This is a genomic window from Virgibacillus sp. Bac332 (assembly GCF_003667785.1).
GTDB classification, from domain to species: domain Bacteria; phylum Bacillota; class Bacilli; order Bacillales; family Amphibacillaceae; genus Virgibacillus; species Virgibacillus salarius.
On the sequence record NZ_CP033046.1, the window covers coordinates 2121607 to 2143684 of the forward strand.

Sequence of the window (22078 nt, forward strand, 5' to 3'; positions counted from 1 at the left end):
AGAAGGGATACAAATAAAACTATAGGATGATTAGTTTAAAATTTGTACTTTCTAAATTATTTTTCTTATAATAATGGTGATTCCGTAACTCCATGATGATGTATTACGGCATTCAAGTTTTGTGACTATTTCTCGTAATTCTTTTCTTAGTATAGATAATCGACTGGTGTTCATGCGTATTTATCGAAAATGGTATACGTACGTTATATAAATTGTATATGGCATATGAAAAAAGGAATATCCTATGAATAGAGGGAAAATAGTCATAAAATACCGTTCAAATATAGGAAGTTTTGGTATAAAGGGGGTTAGAATAGAATTGACACAGCATGCTCATTTCATTCCAGAAATATCCAATGAGGATTTTAAACGATTTATCAGGACACATAAGCAACAATTGCAGGGGAATATGAACATTCATCTTCAATTAGATTCATTACTTACCAATTACGAACAAGAAGTAATAGGAATACTTGCAAATTCTTTCTTTGAAACAATTACAGGTTCCGATCAATTAAAAACAAAACTGGCGTTTCATCAATTATTAAGCATCTGGATACAACGTCATATTTCTGTATTATCTGTAAAACGGCTACATGCATTTTATTTCATTTTGGAGAAGGCATTTGTAAATTTATACGATGAAACGAAAGATGAACAGTTATTATCGGGAATATTATTCTTATCATCAACCTTTTCTAAGTTATTTCAAATATATGCCTCTGCAAACAACCGTAGTCGTGATAGACGTGGCCTAATCCCACATGATTTTCAAATATTAATAACATCTTATTTAGCAAGTTATCCTATTGGTGAACTATATTTACTACAAAATCAACAAGCCGTTTCACCGATTGTGAGCAGCTGGAAGCGGTCTGAAGTTGATGGTAGTCTTCATTTTGTACCAGACGCTTTTCAAACATCATTAAGCCCAGGTTTTCTCGATCAATTGCCGTGCTTTCCATTAGCTGATGGAGCATTGTATATAAAAGGGTCACTCGGGCTCACTATTCAAGAACAATCGTCAATTGCTAATTATATTTCCCAAATAAGTAATTTGATTACAAAGTATGATCGACAGGAGAAAGCAATTACGAAAAAATTACTTACATTAGATAGATTTAATACGATTTTATTAGATTGTGTAGGTGTAGATGATCTCGCTTATATCATGAAGCAATGTGAAGAATTACTACACTATAATCGATGTGTATTATATGCCTATATCCCTTGGTCTAAAGAATTTAAGGGGATAGTCGGTTCAGAATTATCAAAGGTTCAAGGATTTAAAGGCCCACTTTATCCGAATCAACTATTTGATCAGATACGTATTACCAAGAAACCAATGTTTATTAAAGACCCTGCTCTTTCCATTAATAAAGAAACCATTGAACTGTTTGAGCTTTCATCTTTAATTATTGTGCCAGTGTACTACGAGCATGAAATGTTAGGCTGGATTACCCTCGATCAGATGGGAAAAGAATTTGAAGTAGCTAAAGATGAGCTTGAGCTACTTGAAGAAATAGGAAAGCGAATTGGGCATTTTATTCAAAAGCACGAGGGCCAGGTACATCCACTTTACGGCATTCAACTAACAAAACGTGAATTAAACATTTTAACCCTATTAGCTGAGGGCTATGACAATAGACAAATGGGGGAAAACTTACATCTTAGTGAACACACAGTTAGAGACTATGTCAGTAGTCTTATGGGGAAACTAAAGGCAAGGAATCGCACCCAAGTTGTTTCAACTGGCTTCCGTCTAGGTCTCTTAAAATAATACAAGGAATAATATGATTTAGGGAAGAGGGTAGGATGGTAATGCGAATGACAGATAGAATGCAAATGATAATAGAATGTGCAGAAGAAGAAGCGGCAAAAACGGATAAACAAACAGTGTCCATTCTTCATTTATTAATCGCTTTTTTGAAGCAAGACGCTAGTTTTTTGGCTGAGCTTTCCTATTGGAGCTCCATTAGTATTGAAGAATTGCGTTGTGTGGATAAAAACGTTCAAACCTTTGATTATAGGCAAATGTCAAGTCCATACTTTTCTATACCTGTTGAAAAAGATGTAACAATTGTTTTTGCTTCCGCTATTGGATATATGCAAAAATTCAATCAAATATATTTGAACGAGGGTCATTTACTCAAAGCTTTGTTAAGAACAGATCAAGTGGACAAGCTACTGACGGATGATGATAAGTTTATGATGATAAGCTTAGGAGCTACAGCAAGAGATATGATTACCCATCTTGGTAATTATTCATTTCCAAATATTCCATCTTCATTCGGGATTCGACGTGTATATCATACAGATAGGAATAAGCTTGTATCATTTGTCTATGATCACTTTTCGCGGGAATGGTCATTAACAATTGAAAGGGCTTTCGTTGAAGGGAAAGATACGATCTATGTTGCTACTGATTCGCAACGTAACTATGTGGGATTTGCTGCCTTTGACATCTTTCAAAATAAAAAGAACTATTTTGGTCCAATGGGAGTAAAGTTAGACTTAAGAGGAAACGGAATTGGATTTGGTTTATTACACCATTGCTTACGAGATATGAAAGAAATTGGTTATGAATATGCAATACTTGGTGGGGCAGGCCCGATTGAATTTTATGAAAAGGCATGTAAAGCAGTCATTATTCCCATATTTTAAAGAAGATTACTCCAAACTGAATAGTTTTTTTAGTTATTATTAAAACTATCTTTACAAATTCATTTTAGAGGAGCGGTTGAATAATGGCAGCTGTAAAAAAAGGAGATCATAAATTTTATATTGGAGATGATGAACAAAATCCAGAAGCCGAAATTACGTTTGATACTTCCGATGAAGGGCATATAATCATTACTCATACCAAAGTATCGGAAGAATTACGTGGCCAAGGCGTTGCAGGGAAATTAGTTGATGAAGTGGTTAAATTTGCACGGAGAGAAGAAAAAAAGATTAAACCTGCTTGCTCCTATGCGAAAAACAAAATGGAAAGAACTCCAGAATATCGTGATATCTTGGTATAATAATCGGGGATGGGTTTAATAGTACGTGTTAGAGGTGAGTTACGTTTCCAAAATGATGAAGAAAGGAATGGAGGATGATGTATCTAACCATACCGGAAACGGCGGAGTTTTTGTCTATGGAGGAAACAAAGATTAACGCGCTTGTTCTACAAGGTAGAATACGTGCTGTTCATGATGGTGAACAGTTTCTGATTAATAAAGAGCAATTTCATACACATTTAGAGCAGGTGGAAAAATACCGTAAAATGATTTTAGATTATTTGAATGAGCCAATTCCTGAAGATATAGATGTTAAGGATGAGGATTAGAAAAAAAGCGATAAAAAAACCCGTATTACACATTTAAAGTGATACGGGTTTTTTATATGTGGATTGATCCACTAACCATCAGTGGGGGATAAAGAAAACGCTCACCAACTGATGGAAAGTTCACTCTATGCTTAACATGAAACTTATGAACTAATCTGAGTCATTTTGTCTAAAATTGTAGATTTTGGTAGACAAAGCACATAAAATAAATTAATATGAAGATAATAATTTTAGTATATTCAGATTATTAGGTAAATAGTCCTTATTTAACTAAGTCATTTGCTTCAGTAACGATACGACTCTAGCCTAAGGAATCTATTTACAAATAAGTAGGGAGGTTAGAGAGTGAAGACAACGTAGAAATAAGCTATAAACAGTAAATGTCTTCCTTTAGCACACACGTAAATTCTTTTTAATTTCTAGTAAATTTTGGCGGATGATGTTGTATCTTTGCTATAATCTAGTAATGAAAACTAACTACAGGAAAAATGAAGGAGGCTTTTTATTTAATGAAGCGGCTCATAACAGTGAGTATAAGTATGGTAATCATTCTTTTTATTAATTTATTCGAATTACCTGTTAGCGCCCAAGATGCCGAGATGTATGAGGTAGGATCAGCTAATTTAAATGTAAGGTCGTCTCCTAATCATCAAGCACCAATAATAGGTAAGCTAGATAAAGGTGATAGAGTAAAAGTTTATAAGGAGTCTTTTGGTTGGGTACAAACGTATTATGGTGGTCAAGAGGCATGGGTTGCTTCACAATATTTATTTAAACCAAGCTCGTCAGCGAAAGCGGCAGGCTATACGCAAAAAAATCTACCGAAAGCACAGAATGCAGCAACTTTAACGAGTAAAGATAAGGTATTTGCTGCAGGGACATCTAATCTAAATGTAAGATCTGGTCCTTCTCACGATGCACCGATAATAGGGCAATTACAAAACGGCGATAAAGTTAGAGTATACAAGGAATTCTTTGGCTGGGTACAAACGTATTATGATGGACAAGAAGCATGGGTAGCTTCACAATATTTATTTGAGGTCAACGAAACAAATCAAACGCAGGTGTCTAAGAAAACTAGCAAAAAAAATACAGAAAATACCCAAGCGGAAAAAGTGGAATCCACGAAGAAAGATGAACAGAAGAAAAGAGAAGCTAATACTGCTAGTACTGGATCCCTTCAAGGATATAATATTGTAATTGACCCTGGACATGGAGGGAAAGATCCGGGTTCCCTAGGCGTAAACGGTGTGTTCGAAAAAGATATAATTATGCGCACTGCCGATCACGTGGAGCAAAAGCTGCGTCAAGCCGGTGCTACGGTTATTCTGACACGCAATAGTGATTATTACATTTCTCTGAACGAGCGAGTGAGATTAAGTAATTTATATCATACACATGCATTTATTAGTCTACATTACAATGCCCATCCCTTAATGAGAATGAATGGAATTGAAACATACTACCATTCGGGTGAAAAAAACCGTGATTTAGCTAGCAATATTCAAGGTTCGCTGGAGCAAAATGTATCTTTGCAAGGTCGTGGAATTAAAGAAAGTAACTTCTATGTTTTACGTAAAAATCGTTTTCCAAGCGTATTAGTAGAATTAGGGTTCATTACTAATCCAGGTGATTTATCTATGGCACAATCTGAAGACTATCAAAATACGGTTGCAAACAGTATCGTAGAAGGCTTGATGAATTACTTTAATTAAAGAAAGAGACTAAGATAAAAGAATGAAAAAACAATAAAAAACGAATGATAATTAGGTGAAATTAATTATCGTTCGTTTTTTGATTAGAATCATTCATTTAGCACCTGAAATAAGCGAGACTCCGGCGGGAACAGCACAAGTCCGAAGATCCACGTGGTAACGTGTTTTTCTTTGCCAAGTTAGCTGAGGCCTTGCCTGCGGAAAGCGAATATATTTTCACGGTGCGGCGATGATCCTCCTATTGATAACATGATTATTCGTATTTTGAGTAAAGAAGTTGTGTTTTTTCCCAGCCTCTTTCATGTTAACAAGTTAATTCGTGAAGCTAATTAAATCAGTAATTAAATTTCTATTAACATACCAGCGCTGAAATAAATTTATCGCTAGCAAGTACTAGCTTAGAAAGGTGCCTTTTCAATGACCCTTCCTTTTCTTCCTTTCGTAGTATCTGCTTTTTTTAATGAACGAATAACACCTTCCTCAATCACTTCGACTACTGCTTGAAATAACTGATTCATAATAGGATGATCATCACGGAGATACGTCATGGCGTCGTTCATCGTACTTCGTTTATGCTCATATGTATGTGCTGTGGAAAAGGCGATTGCAATGTCGCCACTACCATTATCCAAATGACTACCAGTTCTTCCTAGTCCTGCAGCACATCGTTTGGCTAGCCGTTTCAGTTGCCTATGATACATAGGAGCATCCGTTGCAATCACCATCATAATCGATCCATCTGGTGTGTCTAAGTATATTTTATCCCAAGCAGCAAATAAAGCATCTTCTCGCTTTCCAAAATTACTTACAACAAGACAGCCGACAGTATACTTTTCATTCAGGTGGGTAACGATTCGCGATGCAGTGCCGATACCGCCTTTATAGCCGAAACATACCATTCCTTTTCCAGCACCTACTGCGCCCTCTTTTACTGGATGTATAGTTGCATTTCTAATGGCTTGGATGGCATGTTCTGGTTGAATTGCCGGGTATCGTGCTGTATGTAAATAACTATCATTGCATTCGCCAACGACCAGATTAATGGAACTAGTAGTATCTCCTATTTCTTTTGTTGTTTCAAGCATATATTGCAGCGTTCCTTGCCAAACAGAACCGACACTAAACGTATTTGTTAGCATAATTGGTGATTCTAATAAACCGAGCTCCTCCAGTTGAACAAGACCAGTTGTTTTACCAAAACCATTTAATACAGCGCTGCCAGCATGTGTTTTTTTTCGAAATAGATTACCACTGTGTGGCAATATAGCGGTTACACCAGTACAAATGGTTTGCTCCTCATTTAATTTTTCATATCGTGTTACATGGCCTACATGAACATCATGTACATCGGTAATACAGTTGTTTATCCCTTTTTGTAGTTTCATGAATAATTACTCCTTTTTTAAAGTATTATAGCAAAGTATGTTCTCCTAGCGTATGTGGAATAATAGTCCTAAATAGTATGTCAAGGAGGGCATTTATGAAGCGAGTGACGCTATACCTACCATTGTTGGTAGCTATAATTACCATTATTTATATGCTGTATATTATCGTAGAACAACCATCTACTACCAACGATACAAAGCAGGAAAGTGTGTCTGTTAGTAGTGATAACAGTCCAAGTGATATCGATGAAGGGCTTCAAGTAGGGAAACTAGCACCAGATTTTACGTTAAAAGGTCTAGATGGTAAGAAATATCGTTTATCAGATTTTCGTGGAAAAAAAGTAATGTTAAATTTCTGGGCATCATGGTGTCCACCATGTCGTGATGAAATGCCAGCAATGCAACGCTTCTATCAAGACAAAGATGTCGTATTACTTGCTGTTAATTTAACAAGTACAGAGCGGAAAAAAAGTGATGTTACTAACTTTATAAAGCAATATAAGCTGACGTTTCCAATCTTATTGGATGAAGCAGCAGAAGTCAGTGACAGATATCAAATCAAACCAATACCGACTACGTACTTAATTGATTCCAAAGGGCATATTCAATATAAAGCCTTCGGAGCAATGAGCTATGAGTTAATGATTCAGGAATTTCAGAAGTTAGAATAACATTTGGTGTTCTATAATCCAATCCGTTTACATGCCATACCGGTGAAAACCAACATTTATCGTTGTTCTGTTTTTCGTTGATTTAAACACTTTTGTCACCGTCTCGTAAATGAGTATTTCTTTTCTATGCGATCATAATAGTGATAGAATAGATGAAATAACTAAGCGAATTAGTAGGTGAAGCTATTGGACAATGTTCTATTTCATACAGATCAAATATATAATGCGATCGTACGAGAAATTAATCGTTTAATAGATGAACAGGTTATATTGACAAATGAGCAAGGTGTAATCGTTGCAAGTACAAACTCGGATCGTATTGGTAGTTTTCATGAGGGCTCCTATCTTGCTATGAAAAACAAGGAAAAGATGATTATGACAGATGACGATGTAAAGCGACTACGAGGAGTCCGCCCTGGTGTTGTACTACCTATTATTATTGAAGATAAACCGATGGGAGTTTTAGGAATAACTGGCGAACCTAGTGTTGTAGAACCATATGCAATGCTCGTACAAAAGGTTACTGAATTATTTATTCATGACTCCGTTGCTCGAATTAATCAGGAAAGTAAAACACGTGATTTGGAATTTTTTATTTTTGATTGGCTTAACCATACAGGGGATTTTTCACAATTATTAGAGCGAAGCGACTTTCTTCATATTGATATGTTTTCCTATGATCAGGTTGTTGTTTTTAAGTGTGATTATCTAAAAATAAATCTGACGTATAACCAACTTGAAATGGTAAAGAAATTATGGAGTTCAACGATAAACGCATTATTTATTCGCTGGGGACAAGAAAAAATTGTTATGCTGCTGGAAGCGGTAGAAAAGGATAGGCTAACTGAAAAGCTGCTCTCATTTATTACTCATATAAAAAAGGAAATGGATATTCAGCTATATGCAGGCGTTGGCAATAAAAACGATTCAAAAAGATTATCTTACTCGTTCCAGCAGGCGAATAAATCTAGTGAATATGCTAATTCTAAACATCCCGTTGTTTTTGAAGCAGATCTACGTTTTGAGATGTTGACACATGAATTATCCGCAGAGACAAAAGATCAGTTTGTCCTACGTTCAATAGGAGCGTTAATTCAAGAGGAAGAATTAATGCAAACACTATCAAGTTGGTTCGAGAATAATATGGCAGTGCAATTAACAGCAGATAAATTACATATTCATAAAAACACACTGCACTATCGTTTAAATCGAATTGCGGATGTAACAAAATTAAATGTGAGAAATGTAGACGATTTAATGCTTTTATATATAAGTCATCGATTTTATAATGAAAAAAGGAAAACATAACTAAAATGTGTTAAACTTTTTGTTCATATGTATAAAGGAATTCGCTTACTAAGAAAAATATTTGTGCAATCGCACATATATTTTTCTTTTATTATTTCATAAAATAGAAGTATGATGACAAATTAGGAGAATGTATATGTTACATATGAATGTAAAAGAAAAACTGGTTTCCATTGTTGGAGTGGAAAATGTGGAAGATAATAATGCTAGCTTATTAGCTTATTCCTACGATTCTACTGCAAGATATCAAGCACTTCCTGATGCTATGGTCGCTCCGCGTAATAAACAGGAGGTAGCGGCAGTTGTCAAGCTCTGTAACGAGTATAAAATCCCAATTGTACCACGTGGTTCAGGAACGAATTTATGTGCAGGTACAACCCCAACAGAGGGCGGAATCGTTTTGATATTCAAGCACATGAATCAGATCTTAGAGATTGATCAAGAAAATTTAACGATGACCGTTCAACCAGGTGTTTATACAAAAGAAATTTTGGAGGCAGCCATAGAAGTTGGATTGTTTTATCCACCCGATCCTGGTTCGATGCATATTTCTCAGATTGGTGGCAATATTAGTGAGAATTCCGGTGGTCTTCGTGGACTCAAATATGGGGTAACGAGAGATTATGTTCTTGGTCTAGAGGTTGTGCTCCCTAACGGTGAAATCATTCGAACAGGTGGAAAGCTAGCTAAGGATGTTGCTGGCTATGACTTAACCAGATTATATATAGGTGCTGAAGGAACGCTTGGTGTCATTACGGAAGCGATCCTGAAATTAATACCACAACCCGAGACAAAAAAGACAATGCTTGCACTTTATGAGGATTTAGAAGCTGCTGCAGAAACGGTTTCCGCGATTATTGCTAACCGAATTATTCCTGCAACGTTGGAATTTCTTGATCAAGCAACAGTTCAGGTAGTTGAGGATTTTGCAAAAATTGGGTTACCAACAGAAGCAAAAGCCGTTTTGTTAATTGAACAAGATGGTGCAGCAGAAGTAGTTGCTCGCGACATGGAGAAAATAGAAGCGTTATGTAAGGAAAATCGAGCGTTTGATGTTCAGGTAGCAAGGACTAATGAGGAAGCAGATCAATTAACTGCTGCAAGGAGATCAGCTTTATCAGCTTTGTCACGATTAAAGCCAACCACCATATTAGAGGATGCAACAGTCCCGCGTTCAGAAATTGCAGAAATGGTAAAAGCAATCGGTAAAATAGCAGAAAAATATCAATTAAACATCTGTACATTCGGTCACGCAGGAGATGGGAATTTACACCCGACGTGCTTAACGGATGCTCGAAATGAAGAAGAAATCGAATTAGTTGAAAAAGCATTTGCGGAAATCTTTCAAAAAGCAGTGGATCTTGGTGGGACAATTACTGGTGAGCATGGAGTAGGTATGATGAAGCTTCCATATTTACATTTGAAGGCTGGTGAGCATGGAGTGGAAGCGATGCGTAGCATTAAAAAAGCGATTGATCCAAATATGATTATGAATCCGGGTAAAATGTTTGAGGCCACTGAAAGAAAAAGAGTGGTGGTTGAACAATGATGGATAAACAGGAAAAAAAGCAAATTCAGTCAGCATTCAAAGAAAAAATGGATTACGATGAATTAATGAATTGTACCAGGTGTGGTTTCTGTTTACCAACTTGTCCAACGTATATTGAAACGGGAAGAAATGAGGTCCATTCACCTAGAGGTAGGATTGCATTAATGAAGGGGCTTGTAGATGGTGTTATTGAGCCGAGTGAAGAAGTAAAGCAATCCATTGATATGTGTCTTGGTTGTAGGGCATGTGAACCAGTTTGTCCTTCTGGTGTGAATTTTGGTAGATTGTTAGAGCAAGCTAGGGATGCGATTTATCAAAATAAAAAACAAACCGTACCTGAAAAAGTTATGAAGGGTATCTTTTTTAAAGGTATTTTTCCACATCAAAATCGAATGGTAGGGCTAACGGGATTATTGAGTTTTTATCAGAGGTCAGGTGCGCAGAAGCTAGCACAGGCAACAGGTATAATGAAGCTGTTTCCTGAAAGCATGCGTACAATGGAAAAGGTGTTGCCAAAAGTTCCGAAAAAAAGTGAAATGAAGGCTCGACCACGCCACTTACAGCCACTAGTAAAGGAACGAAAGAAGAAAGTTGCCTTTTTCTCTGGTTGTTTAATGGATACAATGTTTATGCGCACAAATGATGCCACCGTAAAATTGTTACAGTATGCAGGTTGTGAAATTGTCGTTCCTGATACGCAAGCATGCTGTGGTGCTCTACATGGTCATAGTGGGGAATTGAAACAAGCAAAAGAAATGGCAAAACGTAATATTCAGGCATTTGAAGTAGCGGGTGTTGATTTTATTATTACCAATGCGGGAGGCTGTGGTGCCTTTTTAGTAGAATATGATCATCTCCTAAAGGATGATCCTGTATGGAGTGAACGTGCGAAAAGTTTTTGTGCTAAGATTAAAGATATAACAAGTATATTAATTGAATTAGATTTTCATAAACAACCGCTTGCGCTTGAGAAAAAAATTATTACCTATCAAGACTCTTGCCATCTGAAAAATGGACAAAAGACGTTTATGGAGCCTAGACAATTACTTGAGTCTATCGAAGGTGTTCGGTATGTAGAAATGAAGGATGCAAGCCGATGCTGCGGTTCAGCAGGTATCTACAATATTGTACAATCGGAAATGTCTATGCAAATTTTAGATTACAAAATGGAGCAGGTACAGAAAACAGAGGCAAAAATGATTGTTACTGCTAACCCAGGTTGTTTATTGCAGATGAAGCTTGGGATTGAGCGTGAAGGATTATCTGATGAAATGCAAGCTGTGCATATCGTTGATTTACTACTTGAAGCATATGAGAATGCGAATGCTACAAACGAATCAAGTAATCAACAATTTTTAGCTATGCAGACATAAGAACAAAAGTGCTAGCGCCAAATTAGAAACGTAATGACTGGAGCGAGCTAAAGGAGATAAAATATCTCCTAGACTACAAAAAAGGAGCTGTCACTTCAAAAAGACAGCTCCTTTTTCTAATCACGGAAATATGCGATATTCCGTGGGAAAGAGTTAGACCTTTTACTACATCTTCTTTATACTATTTTTCATCTCATAGAATATCATAGAATATTAGCATTTTCCGTCATTTCCACTTTACATGGCTTTGGATCAATCTCCTTTCCATAACGTTTGCTCCAAAGGAGATGATTCCGTCGTCATTTATCTCCTATATAACTGGCAGTACTCCACCCGCTTCAAGCAATAAAGGGAAACCATTATTGGTAAGTGGGGGGATAAACAAAACCCCCACTGAAAGAAGTCTCAATTTATAAAGAGTTTTCCGTTTGCCTGTTGACGATTAGTATTTCCATATTCATCTTCAACCTTAACTTCAATAACAGCTCCTTGTGCACGTAGGTTATTGATTGCTGTCCAAAAGCCTTGATAATGGCCATCTGATGTTTCTATCATGGGCAATTCGGTTACATTTGCAAGTCCTAAGGGTTCATTAACCAGTGGCATATGAATAAGAAAAGAAGCTTTAAGACCTGGAACACTATCAAACTCGATATGAACGGATTCTCCTGTTTCAAGAAATACGTCATCCTCCGGATTAAGGTGATTAATAGATGGAATGGTATGGTTTACGTCAACTGTAATGGTTTTCTTGACCTGATTTCCGCTTCTATCTTTTGCAATGACTTCGATTAGATTTTCACCATTGTTTACCATAACCCGTTTTGTGTAATTACCATCGTCCGAAACCGTTGCTTGTTGTCCATTAACTGTGACAACATCAAGATTACCAACGGATACTGTACCTTCAACAGTTATAACTTCTCGATTTGTTTTTTCTCCATCCTTAGGAGAATCAATTGTTAGGGAAGGTTCTTTGCTGAACGTAACAGTAACCGATTCTGATTCACCTACGGGCTGACCGTTGTATAAAGAGACGATAGTAAGCTCATTTTCTCCTTCCGTAAGCACTGTATCTATTGTAAAGGATCCGTCTTCAGCAACCTCCACTGATTCACGTTCTTCATCGTTATTCATAAGCTGTGCAATGGTTCCTGGAGAGGCGGTACCCTCGATTGTGAGCTGTTGCTCATTGGTATCGTAATCCGCTTCCGGTGATGTGATTACAGGTGTTGCAAAATCAGGAGTGTCTTTTCCATAATCAACCACAGCACGTATCATATAGTTACCTATATTATCGTTTGCTTTGAACCATTTTCCGCCAATGTAGTCCCAGCTTTTTCCCGCAGCATTTTCAATGTCACCATCTGAAACAAATCCAGGAATAAACGGATAGTCATTTGCTTGAAGGTAAACGACATAGAAATCATCCTCAACGACAATGCCATGTTGCGAAAGGTCTACTTCTGTCCATTGATTTAAATCTCGTTTTGCTTTTGCTTCAATTGGTCCCGCTAATCGATTTCCAGGAGCTCCATTTTCACCCGTGGCATCATAAATTGCGATCAAAATATCATCTCCACCAGGTACAGGGACGTGAGATGCCCAAAATTGGAGCTTTGCACCTGTTAGCATAGCGGATTCCTTTCCTTCATCTAAAGCCATTTTTACAGCAAAGCCATTGCCTTCTAAGAGCATGGCTAGATTTTTACCATAGTCTCCATTGTCATAATAAATTTCTGACGTCTCATTGCTGGAGAACGTTGTTAATTCAAAGTCTAGCTGGTTTGCCTCATTTTCCTTCACCAGTACAGACTTAGCTTCACCATCATATCCTTCTGCAAATACTTTTACTGTATAAGCACCCTCATAGGCTTGCAAAGTATAGGTACCATTTTCGCTAGATTTAACAGGTTCCGCATGCTCGTCTTCCAATAGAAAAATGGTTGCATTTTCAATTTTATTACCGTTTTTATCTGTAATTGTTCCCGAGATTTCCTGCTTAGGTAGCGGCTCTAAGGAAATTGTCGGAGAAATATCCCCATTCTCAGATAACGTCACAGTCTCTGTTACCGAGCTATATCCATAGGCATTAACGGATAGTGTGTAATCACCGGGTGGGTGATGAATGATAAATTCTCCATTTTTAGGATTGGATTTTGTTTCCCATCCAGTTTCTTCTACTCCAATGGTAGCTTCACCTACGGGTAAGAGATCTGAATCATTGGTTGCTTGTAAAGTAGATATTGGATAGGATAAATGTTCCTGCATAGTCGTTTTCATCGTTCCAGATGTTTTCATGTTTTGCTTCTCGTTTTTTTGTGCACGATCGTTTGTTAGACGAACATCGTCAAGATACCATCCAGCAAATTGATTATCCTGTGACTTTAAATTAAACCCAATATAAATCTTTTCTCCTGCATAGTCAGATAAATCAATTCCTGTTTCGTGCCAGTTGTCATTCGATTCTGTAATATGATACAATTCTTCCCAATTTTCCTTGTCAGTAGAAACATATATTGTTCCTGTATCCCAGCCGAAATAGCTTAACTCGTACCATTGTTTAAAGCGCAGTTGTGTTCCGTTCTCTGGAAGAATTGGTGGCATAACCATCGTCATATCTGAATGCATTTCATATTGTCCACGAAGATTTGTGCCCAGTAATTTTCTACCAGAGGCCGCTTCTTCTGGTCCGTAGCTTGGTAGTCCCCATTCCCAGGAATTATTAGTACCAAAGGAATACCAGCCGTCTGGATAAGATTCAAAGTCTTCTGAGTAGCCATCCGTTATACCTTCCTCTATACGAACTAATTGAGGTTCACTTTCTGTTACATTTCCACTGAAATCTTCGACTCTCCACCAATAATGTAGTGACATACCTGAAATATCTTCTAGTGGCACAACAGAAGTATACGAACCACTTTGATGGTTTCCTTCAATTATAGCAGCTGGATAGCTACGTTCTGTATTATTGTCATACTGTACATGTAGTGTAACATCATTAACACTTGTATTATCTTCCGCATGTACCGAAAAAGAAGCATTTTCATTTAAAAACACAGCTTCTCTGAGTTCTGATTCTACTGTTGGAGCTTGATCATCTTGTCCATACGTCTGAACCTGTCCTGTAATTGTGCCTATTCCTTGTTCAACAGCTTCTACTGCATCGTCTACATTTAGAATACCGTACCCATAACCATTATTTGGGGCATTTGTATACTCCTCATTCGTTTTTTCCGTAGCAGTTAGCTTTAAGATATTTTCTATCTCATCAACGGTTAAAGAAGCATCGACTTGCTTCATTAATAATATTGCAGCTGCAACATGTGGGGCGGCCATAGAAGTACCGCTAGACTCCCCATAGTCAAATGTATCCCATGATGCACCAGGTAGAGAAGAACGAATGGTAACTCCGGGAGCAGAGATATCTGGTTTTATTTCACCTCTCTCTGACGGTCCTTGAAGAGAGAACGATGCTAAATCATCATTTGCATCAGTAGCACCGACAGCAATGGATTCTGGATAATTCGCTGGTGCTGAAGCTGTACCAGGCTCTGATGGATTCAAGAACCCTGCATTTCCTACAGAGAATATAGGAACGATTCCAGCACTGCGCCATGCCTGTACCATTGGTCGAAACCAGTCATTGTTTATTGGGCTACCACCCCAAGAGTTATTTACCACATCTGGAGCTTTTTCCGGATGAGGCTCACCGTTCGCATCTGTTGGGGCTAGTATCCATTCTGCGGCTTCCAAAATATAAGAGTCATAGCCTGTTCCTTGATAGAATGCTCTGGTAGCAATCCACTTTGCACCTGGAGCGACACCGATTTTATTTTGTCCACCTTCCTCTTGACCAACCATCGTGCCCATGGTATGCGTTCCGTGGCCATCTGAATCCATTGGACGTGAGCGATCAAAAACAGCGTCATGCCAATTGAATTCATGAACTGGTTGATCGGGATCATCTTCTTGATAACCTCTGTATTGTCTGGTTAAAGCTGGATGATTACCTTCTACTCCACTATCAATATTTGCAACGACGGTACCCTCTCCAGTTATATTTCTTTCCCAAACTTCCGGTGCTCCTACTCGCTCAATATTCCATTCGGTATCCTCTGACTGGTTGTCTGTTTGTTTTACGGCGAACGTATTATCCTCTTCAATAGGAAGAAGTTGCTGTTGTTCATCCAGTATGATCGATTTTACCTGCTTAGATTTAGCGATTCTTTCCACTGATTTCTCATTTCCGGTAACAGAAAAGGCATTAACAATGAAATAGCTGTGAAATTGCTTGATGTTCCCCGATTGTTTTTGTTTTTTTAGTAAGGACTTTAGATCCTGTTGCGTTTTTTCGGCATTTTCTTGTAATGCAGACACAACGGTCCTTTGTTTGAGTTGTTTTGCCTTAGCGGTAGAAAGTTTTGCTTGTATTGCTTCTTTTTTTGCACTTTCTGCTAGCTGTACAGTATTGACCTGATCCTTAAGAATAACTAGATAACGCACATAATCAGTTTTATCAAATGTTTTTACTAGCTTACTTTGTATTACTTGACTAGCAGACTCGCGCTTATCTTGTTGGGCAAAAACATGTGATAGATATGGCGTAGCTAATGTGATAAGTAAGATACAGATTAGCAGAACGGCAATATATTTCCTCATGGGAAATTGCTGCATTTTTTCTCCTCCTTTTTTTGGTATAAATTCCCCCTAGTTCCATTGGTAGTTGTCTCTAACTATATATGGAGAGTAGTGTAGAACTTTGTCAATATTTGTCTTAATTTTAAAAATGATAGTTTTGTAGCTATTTTTCCAAAATTTTTCGTAGTTCTTTTCTCCTGCTTCATTGTAGTGAACAGCGTGTAAACGTGAATACATTAATAATCTTAGGTCACTAACATTTACCAGGTTTTTAAACGGTTATTGATAAATAAACCATTGGTATTAGTTTCGCAATTTGATTTCATGCAATTATTTCTTTATTAATGAAAATAGGGCATCATATGTGTTTCGTTTATCCCGCATATAAATTCAAGCAATAAAGGAAACCAATATGTTTAAGTAGGGGATGGACTGCCAGTCAATGTCCGATTGGTTCAAAGGCCTTAGGTCATATCCTTGAAAGATAAGAAGTATAAAATTTGCCCATGTGGATAAATATGGGCGTGTTGAGCCACATCCAGCTCCAGCACCCAGAAACGAGGTGACTTCACGAATCTCCCTAATCTAAGTCATCATCGGCTTGCAAGCTCATCGTAATTTCTTTATCTCCGTTGACTCGCTCCAGTCCCTACGGTTCTAATCAGGCGCTTTCGCTTTTGCTCTGGAACTAACTTTCGGTGGAGGATAAAACAACACCCCTAACTCATTGAATTTTCACTTTATAAACATTTATACTCGCGTGAAAATAGACTATCTAGTAAATTAGGGCTGAATTAACCATAAAAACTACAAGTCGATCGAAGGGATCGTTCACTAGACTGAAAATAAGTAACTATTTTGCCGATATTAACCCTATACAGATAGGGGGAAACAATTGATGTTAAGAAATACCAAAAAAACTACCACACGTCAATTAGAAGGTGGACAAGCCAAGCTTCAAATAGAAGCTGGTAGTGAAGTAGAGAGACAATTTCAGATGATTGGACTTACGGAGACCGATTTACGAATAATTCATTGTACGCAAGAATATGTCGTAGAAAATCTGGGTTTTATGGTTGATAGATTTTATCAAAATCTAGAAAATGAACCTGCTTTACTACAAATTATTAATCAACATAGTTCTATAGAAAAACTAAAGCAAACTTTAAAAAGACATATCTCGGAAATGTTTACAGGGGTAATCAATGAGGAATATTTCTCCAAACGACAACGAATCGCTTTAATACATGTACATATCGGACTTGATACAAAGTGGTACATGTGTGCCTTTCAAGACCTGTTCTTGTCATTGGTGACAATAATAGAGAAGAACATTAACTCAAAAGACGAATGTTTCCTAGCAATTCGATCCATTTCAAAAATAGTAAATTTAGAGCAACAGCTGGTATTGGAAGCATATGATGCGGAAACAGAGCGGATAAAAAAACAAGCAGAGGAACAAAAGCAATTAATACGAGAAAATGTAGCACATGCATCGGAGAATCTTGCGGCCATATCGGAAGAAACAAATGCTGCGTTCCAACAACTGAGTTCACAATCAGATGAAATTGTATTAATTGCGAATGCTGGGTCAGAGCTTTCACATTTAGCAGAGAAGCGAGCGACAAATGGTAAGCAGCAAGTAAACGAACAGAAGGAAAACATGTCGACAATTCATTATTCTATACATAAGCTTGCTAGTGAGGTGAAGGCTTTAGCAGATATATCAAAAAAAATGCAAGGAATTATTGATATTGTAACGGGGATCGCTGATCAAACAAGCCTGCTTTCTCTTAATGCTTCAATTGAGGCTGCACGAGCTGGTGAGCACGGTCGTGGATTTGCAGTCGTGGCAGAAGAAGTTCGGAAACTTGCAGATGAAACAAAAAGATCAGTCACAAATGTGTCAACCCTTATCTCGAATACAGATCAACAAGTAGAAAAATTAACTGGATCATTATATAAAATTAGCGAAGAAATCGAAAATGGAAACGATACGTTAAAAGAATCGGAAACGCATTTTGCAGAGATTGTTAATACGATGAAAAAAACCAGGATTCAAAATAATAAGATTGAAAAAGAGTTTATTTCATTTGTGAACGTATTGGATGAATTAGGTAAAGCAATGGACGAAGTGGCTTCTTCAGCAGATAATCTTACGATGATTACTAGTGAAATGCAATAGCAAGGAAGGTACTGTAATAATTACTATTTTATGGTGTGACCCATTTATTATATAACCATATATTTTTTTTTATCCCGCATATAACTGGCAGTAAGTCCCCACTTCAAGCAATCAAGTGAAACCAATATGGATAAGTGTGGATCAACTGCCAGTAAATGTCCGATTGGTTCGGGCCTAAATGGAAGTAGGTCACAAAGGCGTTGCCACAGGATGTGGCGAATGAAGCCTTTGTACGTATATGTTTTAAAAACAGATGGAAGCTTCACTTGATTTGATTACAGAAGTACGAATATCTATAGTTAAATGAATGCTTACACAACTTTAGGAAGCTATAAAGATGATGGGGGAGAAAAATATCTCCTTGCATTTTTATATAAGTATTGATAATATTTAAGCAATAATCCTTAAGGAAAGTGGAAGGATTTTGGTAGGAACTTGGCGGTGGTTTATAGGAACCAATAAATGCCCCTATAATAATAAAAAGTTACTACCGTAATAAGGAAAATATAATATAGTAGTTATTTCCTTCGGGGTCGGGTGAAATTCCCAATCGGCGGTGATGAAGTTATTTACTTCTTAGTCCGTGACCCGTGCGGCATAATGCCAAACGGTGGATCTGGTGTGACTCCAGAGCCGACAGTTAAAGTCTGGATGGGAGAAGGAATTTTTGACGCAGCATGTTAGCAAATAGGATACGTATGCTATTTGCCAACGTTTTTTTGCCATTCATATTTTCAATGGCTTATTTACGTATACATGTGGTGACGAAATTCTGTCCTCAAAGCCTCTGAAGCGAAATTCAGAGGCTTTTTTCGTAGTCTAGTAAATTTGTCCATATGGATAAATTTGGGCGTGTTGAACCGCGTCCAGCTCCAGCGCCAAGAAACGATGCGACTTCACGAATCGCCCTGCGATAAGTCATCATCGGTTCGCAAGCACAACGTGATTCCTTTATCTCCGTTGACTGGCTCTAGTCGCTACGTTTCTAATCGTGCGCTTGCGCTTTTGTTCTACTGGTTGGAAAGATAAAACCAGTATAAGTTCGATCTAGTACGCTTCAATTTTAGGAAAAAGGAGTGAAATTTATGTTTACTGGAATTATTGAAGAGAAAGGTGTCATTCGCTCCATAAAGCAACCATCTAAACAGGCAATCTTTTTAACAATTACTGCCAAAAAGGTGATCATGGATATGCACGTTGGTGATAGTGTTGCTGTTAATGGGACTTGTCTAACAGTTGCTGCATTTGATGATATTGGCTTCTCTGCTGAGGTGATGCCAGAGACAATGAAAGCTACCTCTCTAAAGGAACTGACGAAAGGGTCTGAAGTGAACCTAGAGAGGGCGATGGGAGTTAACAGTCGATTTGGTGGACATTTTGTTTCTGGCCATGTTGACGGTACTGGAACGATTATTCAGAAATATCAAAAGGAGAATGCCATTTATTATGACATTGAAGTGGATAAGGAACTAGAAAGATATTTACTAAAAAAGGGTTCGATTGCAGTCGATGGTGTAAGCTTAACACTATTTCAAGTTCGTGGGAATGTCTTTACGATATCATTAATTCCTCATACAGCTTCCGTGACTATTTTAGGAGATAAAGGCAAGGGGAGCTTGGTGAATATAGAGTGTGATATGCTCGTGAAACATGTAGAGCAATTGCTTTCCCATTCTACTGATTCAAGGAAGCTTGATCATAATTTTCTTAAACAAAAAGGTATTATCTAGGAGGTGCCATAAATGAACACAATTGAAGAGGCTATCGATCAATTAAAGACAGGGAGACCTATCATCGTTGTGGATGATGAACAGAGAGAAAATGAAGGAGATTTAGTAGCACTATCTGAACTGATCACTCCTGATACGATAAACTTTATGATCACCCACGGTAAAGGCCTGGTTTGTACATCGATTGAGTCAGAAGTAGCAGAGCGAGTTGGACTTTCTTTAATGACATCAAACAATAACGATCCGCTATCAACAGCCTTTACAGTCAGTGTAGATTATAAGGATACAACTACTGGGATAAGCGCACATGAACGCTCAACGACAATTCGTGCCTTAGTTAATAAATTTGCAATGAAAGAGGATTTTAAACAGCCAGGTCACGTATTTCCTTTAATTGCTAAGGGTGGAGGTGTTTTAACACGTCCTGGACATACAGAAGCTTCCGTGGATTTAGCAAAACTTTGTGGAGCAGCCCCATCAGGAGTTATCTGTGAAATAATTAAAGAAAACGGCATGATGGCGAGAGTGCCAGATTTAGAAAGAATGGCTGCCAAGTTTAACTTATGTATGATTTCTATTGAAGATTTAATCAATTATAGATTAATGATAGAAGAGGAGTGTAAGCAAAATGGGACATATATTGGAAGGTAATCTTGTAGGAACCGATTTAAGAATCGGTATTGTTGTAAGTAGGTTTAATGACTTTATTACTAGTAAACTTCTCGAGGGGGCTGAGGATGCCTTAATTAGACATGGTGTAGCAAAGGAAAATATTACGATTGTTTGGGTTCCTGGAGCATACGAGCTTCCATTAATTGCTAAGAAAATGGCTCTGAAAGCAGACTATGATGCCATTATTACTTTAGGAACAGTTATTCGAGGCTCGACACCTCATTTTGATTATGTTTGTAATGAAGCAGCAAAGGGGATATCTCAAGCATCCTTACAATCCGAGAAGCCAGTTATTTTTGGTGTCTTAACAACGGAGTCCATTGAGCAGGCAATTGAACGTGCTGGTACAAAAGCAGGTAATAAAGGAGCGGAAGCAGCGTTATCAGCTATAGAAATGGCAAATTTACTTCGATCATTATAAAACGATATATCAAAGCAAGTAAGCAACTTCTCAGAAATAAGAGGAGTTGCTTTGCTTATTTTGCTATTTCTCTTTCTTACTTTATTCCACATAACTGGCAGTAAGCCCCCCACCTCAAGGAATAAAGTGAAAGCAATATGGATAAGAAGGTGTTCAACTGCCAGTAAATGTCCGATTGGTTCACCTAACAATCAGTGGTGGATAAACAAAACCACCAACTGATTGAAGTTTCACTTTATCTAAAATAATATCCTTCTAACGTTGGAAAAATCCATAGGGATAGGATAAACTTGTCCGTAGAGGATTTTTTTAATTTATCCCGCATATAACTGGCAGTAAGATCCGCACTTTAAGCAATGAAGTGAACCCAATATGGGTAAGTGTGGAACAACTTTCAATAAATGTCCGATCGGTTTAAGGGCCTTTAGGTCATACCCTTGTGGTACTAACCATCCGTGGGGAAAAACAAAACCCCCCACGGATGGAAGTTTCACTTTATCCCGCATATAACTGGCAGTAAGATCCGCACTTTAAGCAATAAAGTGAACCCAATATGGGTAAGTGTGGAACAACTGCCAGTAAATGTCCGATCGGTTTAAGGGCCTTTAGGTCATACCCTTGTGGTACTAACCATCCGTGGGGAAAAACAAAACCCCCCACGGATGGAAGTTTCACTTTATCCCGCATATAACTGGCAGTAATCCGCCACTTCAAGCAATGAAGTGAACCCAATATGTAAGAGGGGGGGCAACTGCTAGTAACGTCCGATTGGTTTAAGGGCCTTTAGGTCATACCCTTGTGGTACTAACCATCCGTGGGGAAAAACAAAACCCCCCACGGATTGAAGTTTCACTTTATATATAAAAAATATGAATGATAAAAGATCTTGTGTTCACAGATATGGGGGAGATTATTATTAAGCTATTATTAGGACAATTAGTAATCATTGCTGTTGTATGGACGGGAATGGCTTTTTTCTTTTCAGAGATGGCTGAGCCAAGTAAAGTTATTTTCTACCTTGTAACTTCTTGGATGCTATTGTTAATTGTTATTATTATTAAAACATGGTTAAAGAATCGAAAGAGTTGAAGGATGAT

General features: G+C 37.6%; 16 protein-coding genes, 1 pseudogene and 1 riboswitch. Of the genes and pseudogenes, 14 read left to right on the forward strand and 3 right to left on the reverse strand.

The genetic code is table 11. The features are described 5' to 3' along the window. The first annotated feature begins 319 nt into the window (after positions 1 to 319). From D9782_RS10185 to D9782_RS10205, 5 genes are all read left to right on the forward strand, one after another. A complete protein-coding gene (locus tag D9782_RS10185) occupies positions 320 to 1780 on the forward strand; it encodes a LuxR C-terminal-related transcriptional regulator (protein WP_162986372.1) in 1461 nt (486 codons plus the stop codon). A 47-nt stretch (positions 1781 to 1827) separates the two neighbouring features. Next, positions 1828 to 2664 (forward strand): GNAT family N-acetyltransferase, encoded by an 837-nt coding sequence (locus D9782_RS10190; protein ID WP_161629275.1) that lies wholly within the window; start codon positions 1828 to 1830, stop codon positions 2662 to 2664. 83 nt (positions 2665 to 2747) lie between these two features. Continuing rightward, positions 2748 to 3023: a GNAT family N-acetyltransferase gene (locus D9782_RS10195; RefSeq protein ID WP_026682787.1), complete on the forward strand. Its 276-nt coding sequence runs from the start codon at positions 2748 to 2750 to the stop codon at positions 3021 to 3023. Between the two features lie 77 nt (positions 3024 to 3100). Continuing rightward, positions 3101 to 3331, forward strand: a complete 231-nt coding sequence (locus D9782_RS10200; RefSeq protein WP_026682786.1) for an excisionase family DNA-binding protein — start codon at positions 3101 to 3103, stop codon at positions 3329 to 3331. 527 nt (positions 3332 to 3858) lie between these two features. After that, the gene (locus D9782_RS10205; RefSeq protein ID WP_162986373.1) at positions 3859 to 5046 is read left to right on the forward strand and encodes an N-acetylmuramoyl-L-alanine amidase family protein; all 1188 of its coding nucleotides are present in this window, start codon (positions 3859 to 3861) and stop codon (positions 5044 to 5046) included. A 398-nt stretch (positions 5047 to 5444) separates the two neighbouring features. On the opposite strand, the gene D9782_RS10210 is transcribed toward D9782_RS10205, so the two are convergent. Next, on the reverse strand, positions 5445 to 6431 hold the full coding sequence (locus D9782_RS10210; protein ID WP_026682784.1) for a P1 family peptidase: 987 nt from the start codon (positions 6429 to 6431) through the stop codon (positions 5445 to 5447). Positions 6432 to 6526: 95 nt separating this feature from the next. On the opposite strand from D9782_RS10210, the gene D9782_RS10215 reads away from it, so the two are divergent. The 4 genes from D9782_RS10215 (at position 6527) to D9782_RS10230 (ending at position 11332) form a co-directional block, all read left to right on the forward strand. Further along, the gene (locus D9782_RS10215; protein WP_026682783.1) at positions 6527 to 7102 is read left to right on the forward strand and encodes a peroxiredoxin family protein; all 576 of its coding nucleotides are present in this window, start codon (positions 6527 to 6529) and stop codon (positions 7100 to 7102) included. A gap of 186 nt (positions 7103 to 7288) precedes the next feature. Further along, entirely contained in the window at positions 7289 to 8410 is a 1122-nt protein-coding gene (locus D9782_RS10220; RefSeq protein WP_026682782.1) for a CdaR family transcriptional regulator, read from the forward strand. A gap of 136 nt (positions 8411 to 8546) precedes the next feature. Continuing rightward, positions 8547 to 9959: a glycolate oxidase subunit GlcD gene (gene glcD, locus D9782_RS10225; protein WP_121604703.1), complete on the forward strand. Its 1413-nt coding sequence runs from the start codon at positions 8547 to 8549 to the stop codon at positions 9957 to 9959. Next, positions 9959 to 11332 (forward strand): (Fe-S)-binding protein, encoded by a 1374-nt coding sequence (locus D9782_RS10230; protein ID WP_051388448.1) that lies wholly within the window; start codon positions 9959 to 9961, stop codon positions 11330 to 11332. The genes glcD and D9782_RS10230 overlap by 1 nt, the downstream gene beginning before the upstream one ends. A 405-nt stretch (positions 11333 to 11737) precedes the next feature. Here D9782_RS10230 and D9782_RS10235 read toward each other — a convergent pair whose 3' ends face one another. Beyond that, on the reverse strand, positions 11738 to 16009 hold the full coding sequence (locus tag D9782_RS10235) for a S8 family peptidase (RefSeq protein ID WP_121604704.1): 4272 nt from the start codon (positions 16007 to 16009) through the stop codon (positions 11738 to 11740). A gap of 862 nt (positions 16010 to 16871) precedes the next feature. Between D9782_RS10235 and D9782_RS10240 the strand changes: the two genes are divergently transcribed. Further along, entirely contained in the window at positions 16872 to 18158 is a 1287-nt protein-coding gene (locus tag D9782_RS10240; RefSeq protein WP_121604705.1) for a globin-coupled sensor protein, read from the forward strand. Between the two features lie 47 nt (positions 18159 to 18205). On the opposite strand, the gene D9782_RS22870 is transcribed toward D9782_RS10240, so the two are convergent. Beyond that, positions 18206 to 18424, reverse strand: a complete 219-nt coding sequence (locus tag D9782_RS22870) for a hypothetical protein (protein ID WP_162986374.1) — start codon at positions 18422 to 18424, stop codon at positions 18206 to 18208. 253 nt (positions 18425 to 18677) lie between these two features. Then, a riboswitch (FMN riboswitch) is annotated at positions 18678 to 18825 on the forward strand. Positions 18826 to 19243: 418 nt separating this feature from the next. Between D9782_RS22870 and ribE (D9782_RS10245) the strand changes: the two genes are divergently transcribed. The 4 genes and pseudogenes from ribE (D9782_RS10245) (at position 19244) to D9782_RS10260 (ending at position 22070) form a co-directional block, all read left to right on the forward strand. Further along, positions 19244 to 19888: a riboflavin synthase gene (gene ribE / locus D9782_RS10245; protein WP_026682778.1), complete on the forward strand. Its 645-nt coding sequence runs from the start codon at positions 19244 to 19246 to the stop codon at positions 19886 to 19888. Between the two features lie 12 nt (positions 19889 to 19900). Then, a pseudogene (gene ribB / locus D9782_RS10250) lies at positions 19901 to 20515 on the forward strand (3,4-dihydroxy-2-butanone-4-phosphate synthase); the annotation flags it as partial. Position 20516: 1 nt separating this feature from the next. After that, positions 20517 to 20981: a 6,7-dimethyl-8-ribityllumazine synthase gene (gene ribE, locus D9782_RS10255; RefSeq protein ID WP_026682777.1), complete on the forward strand. Its 465-nt coding sequence runs from the start codon at positions 20517 to 20519 to the stop codon at positions 20979 to 20981. 873 nt (positions 20982 to 21854) lie between these two features. Further along, positions 21855 to 22070, forward strand: coding sequence for a hypothetical protein (locus D9782_RS10260; protein WP_121604706.1), 216 nt, complete (start codon positions 21855 to 21857; stop codon positions 22068 to 22070). The last annotated feature ends 8 nt before the right edge of the window (positions 22071 to 22078 follow it).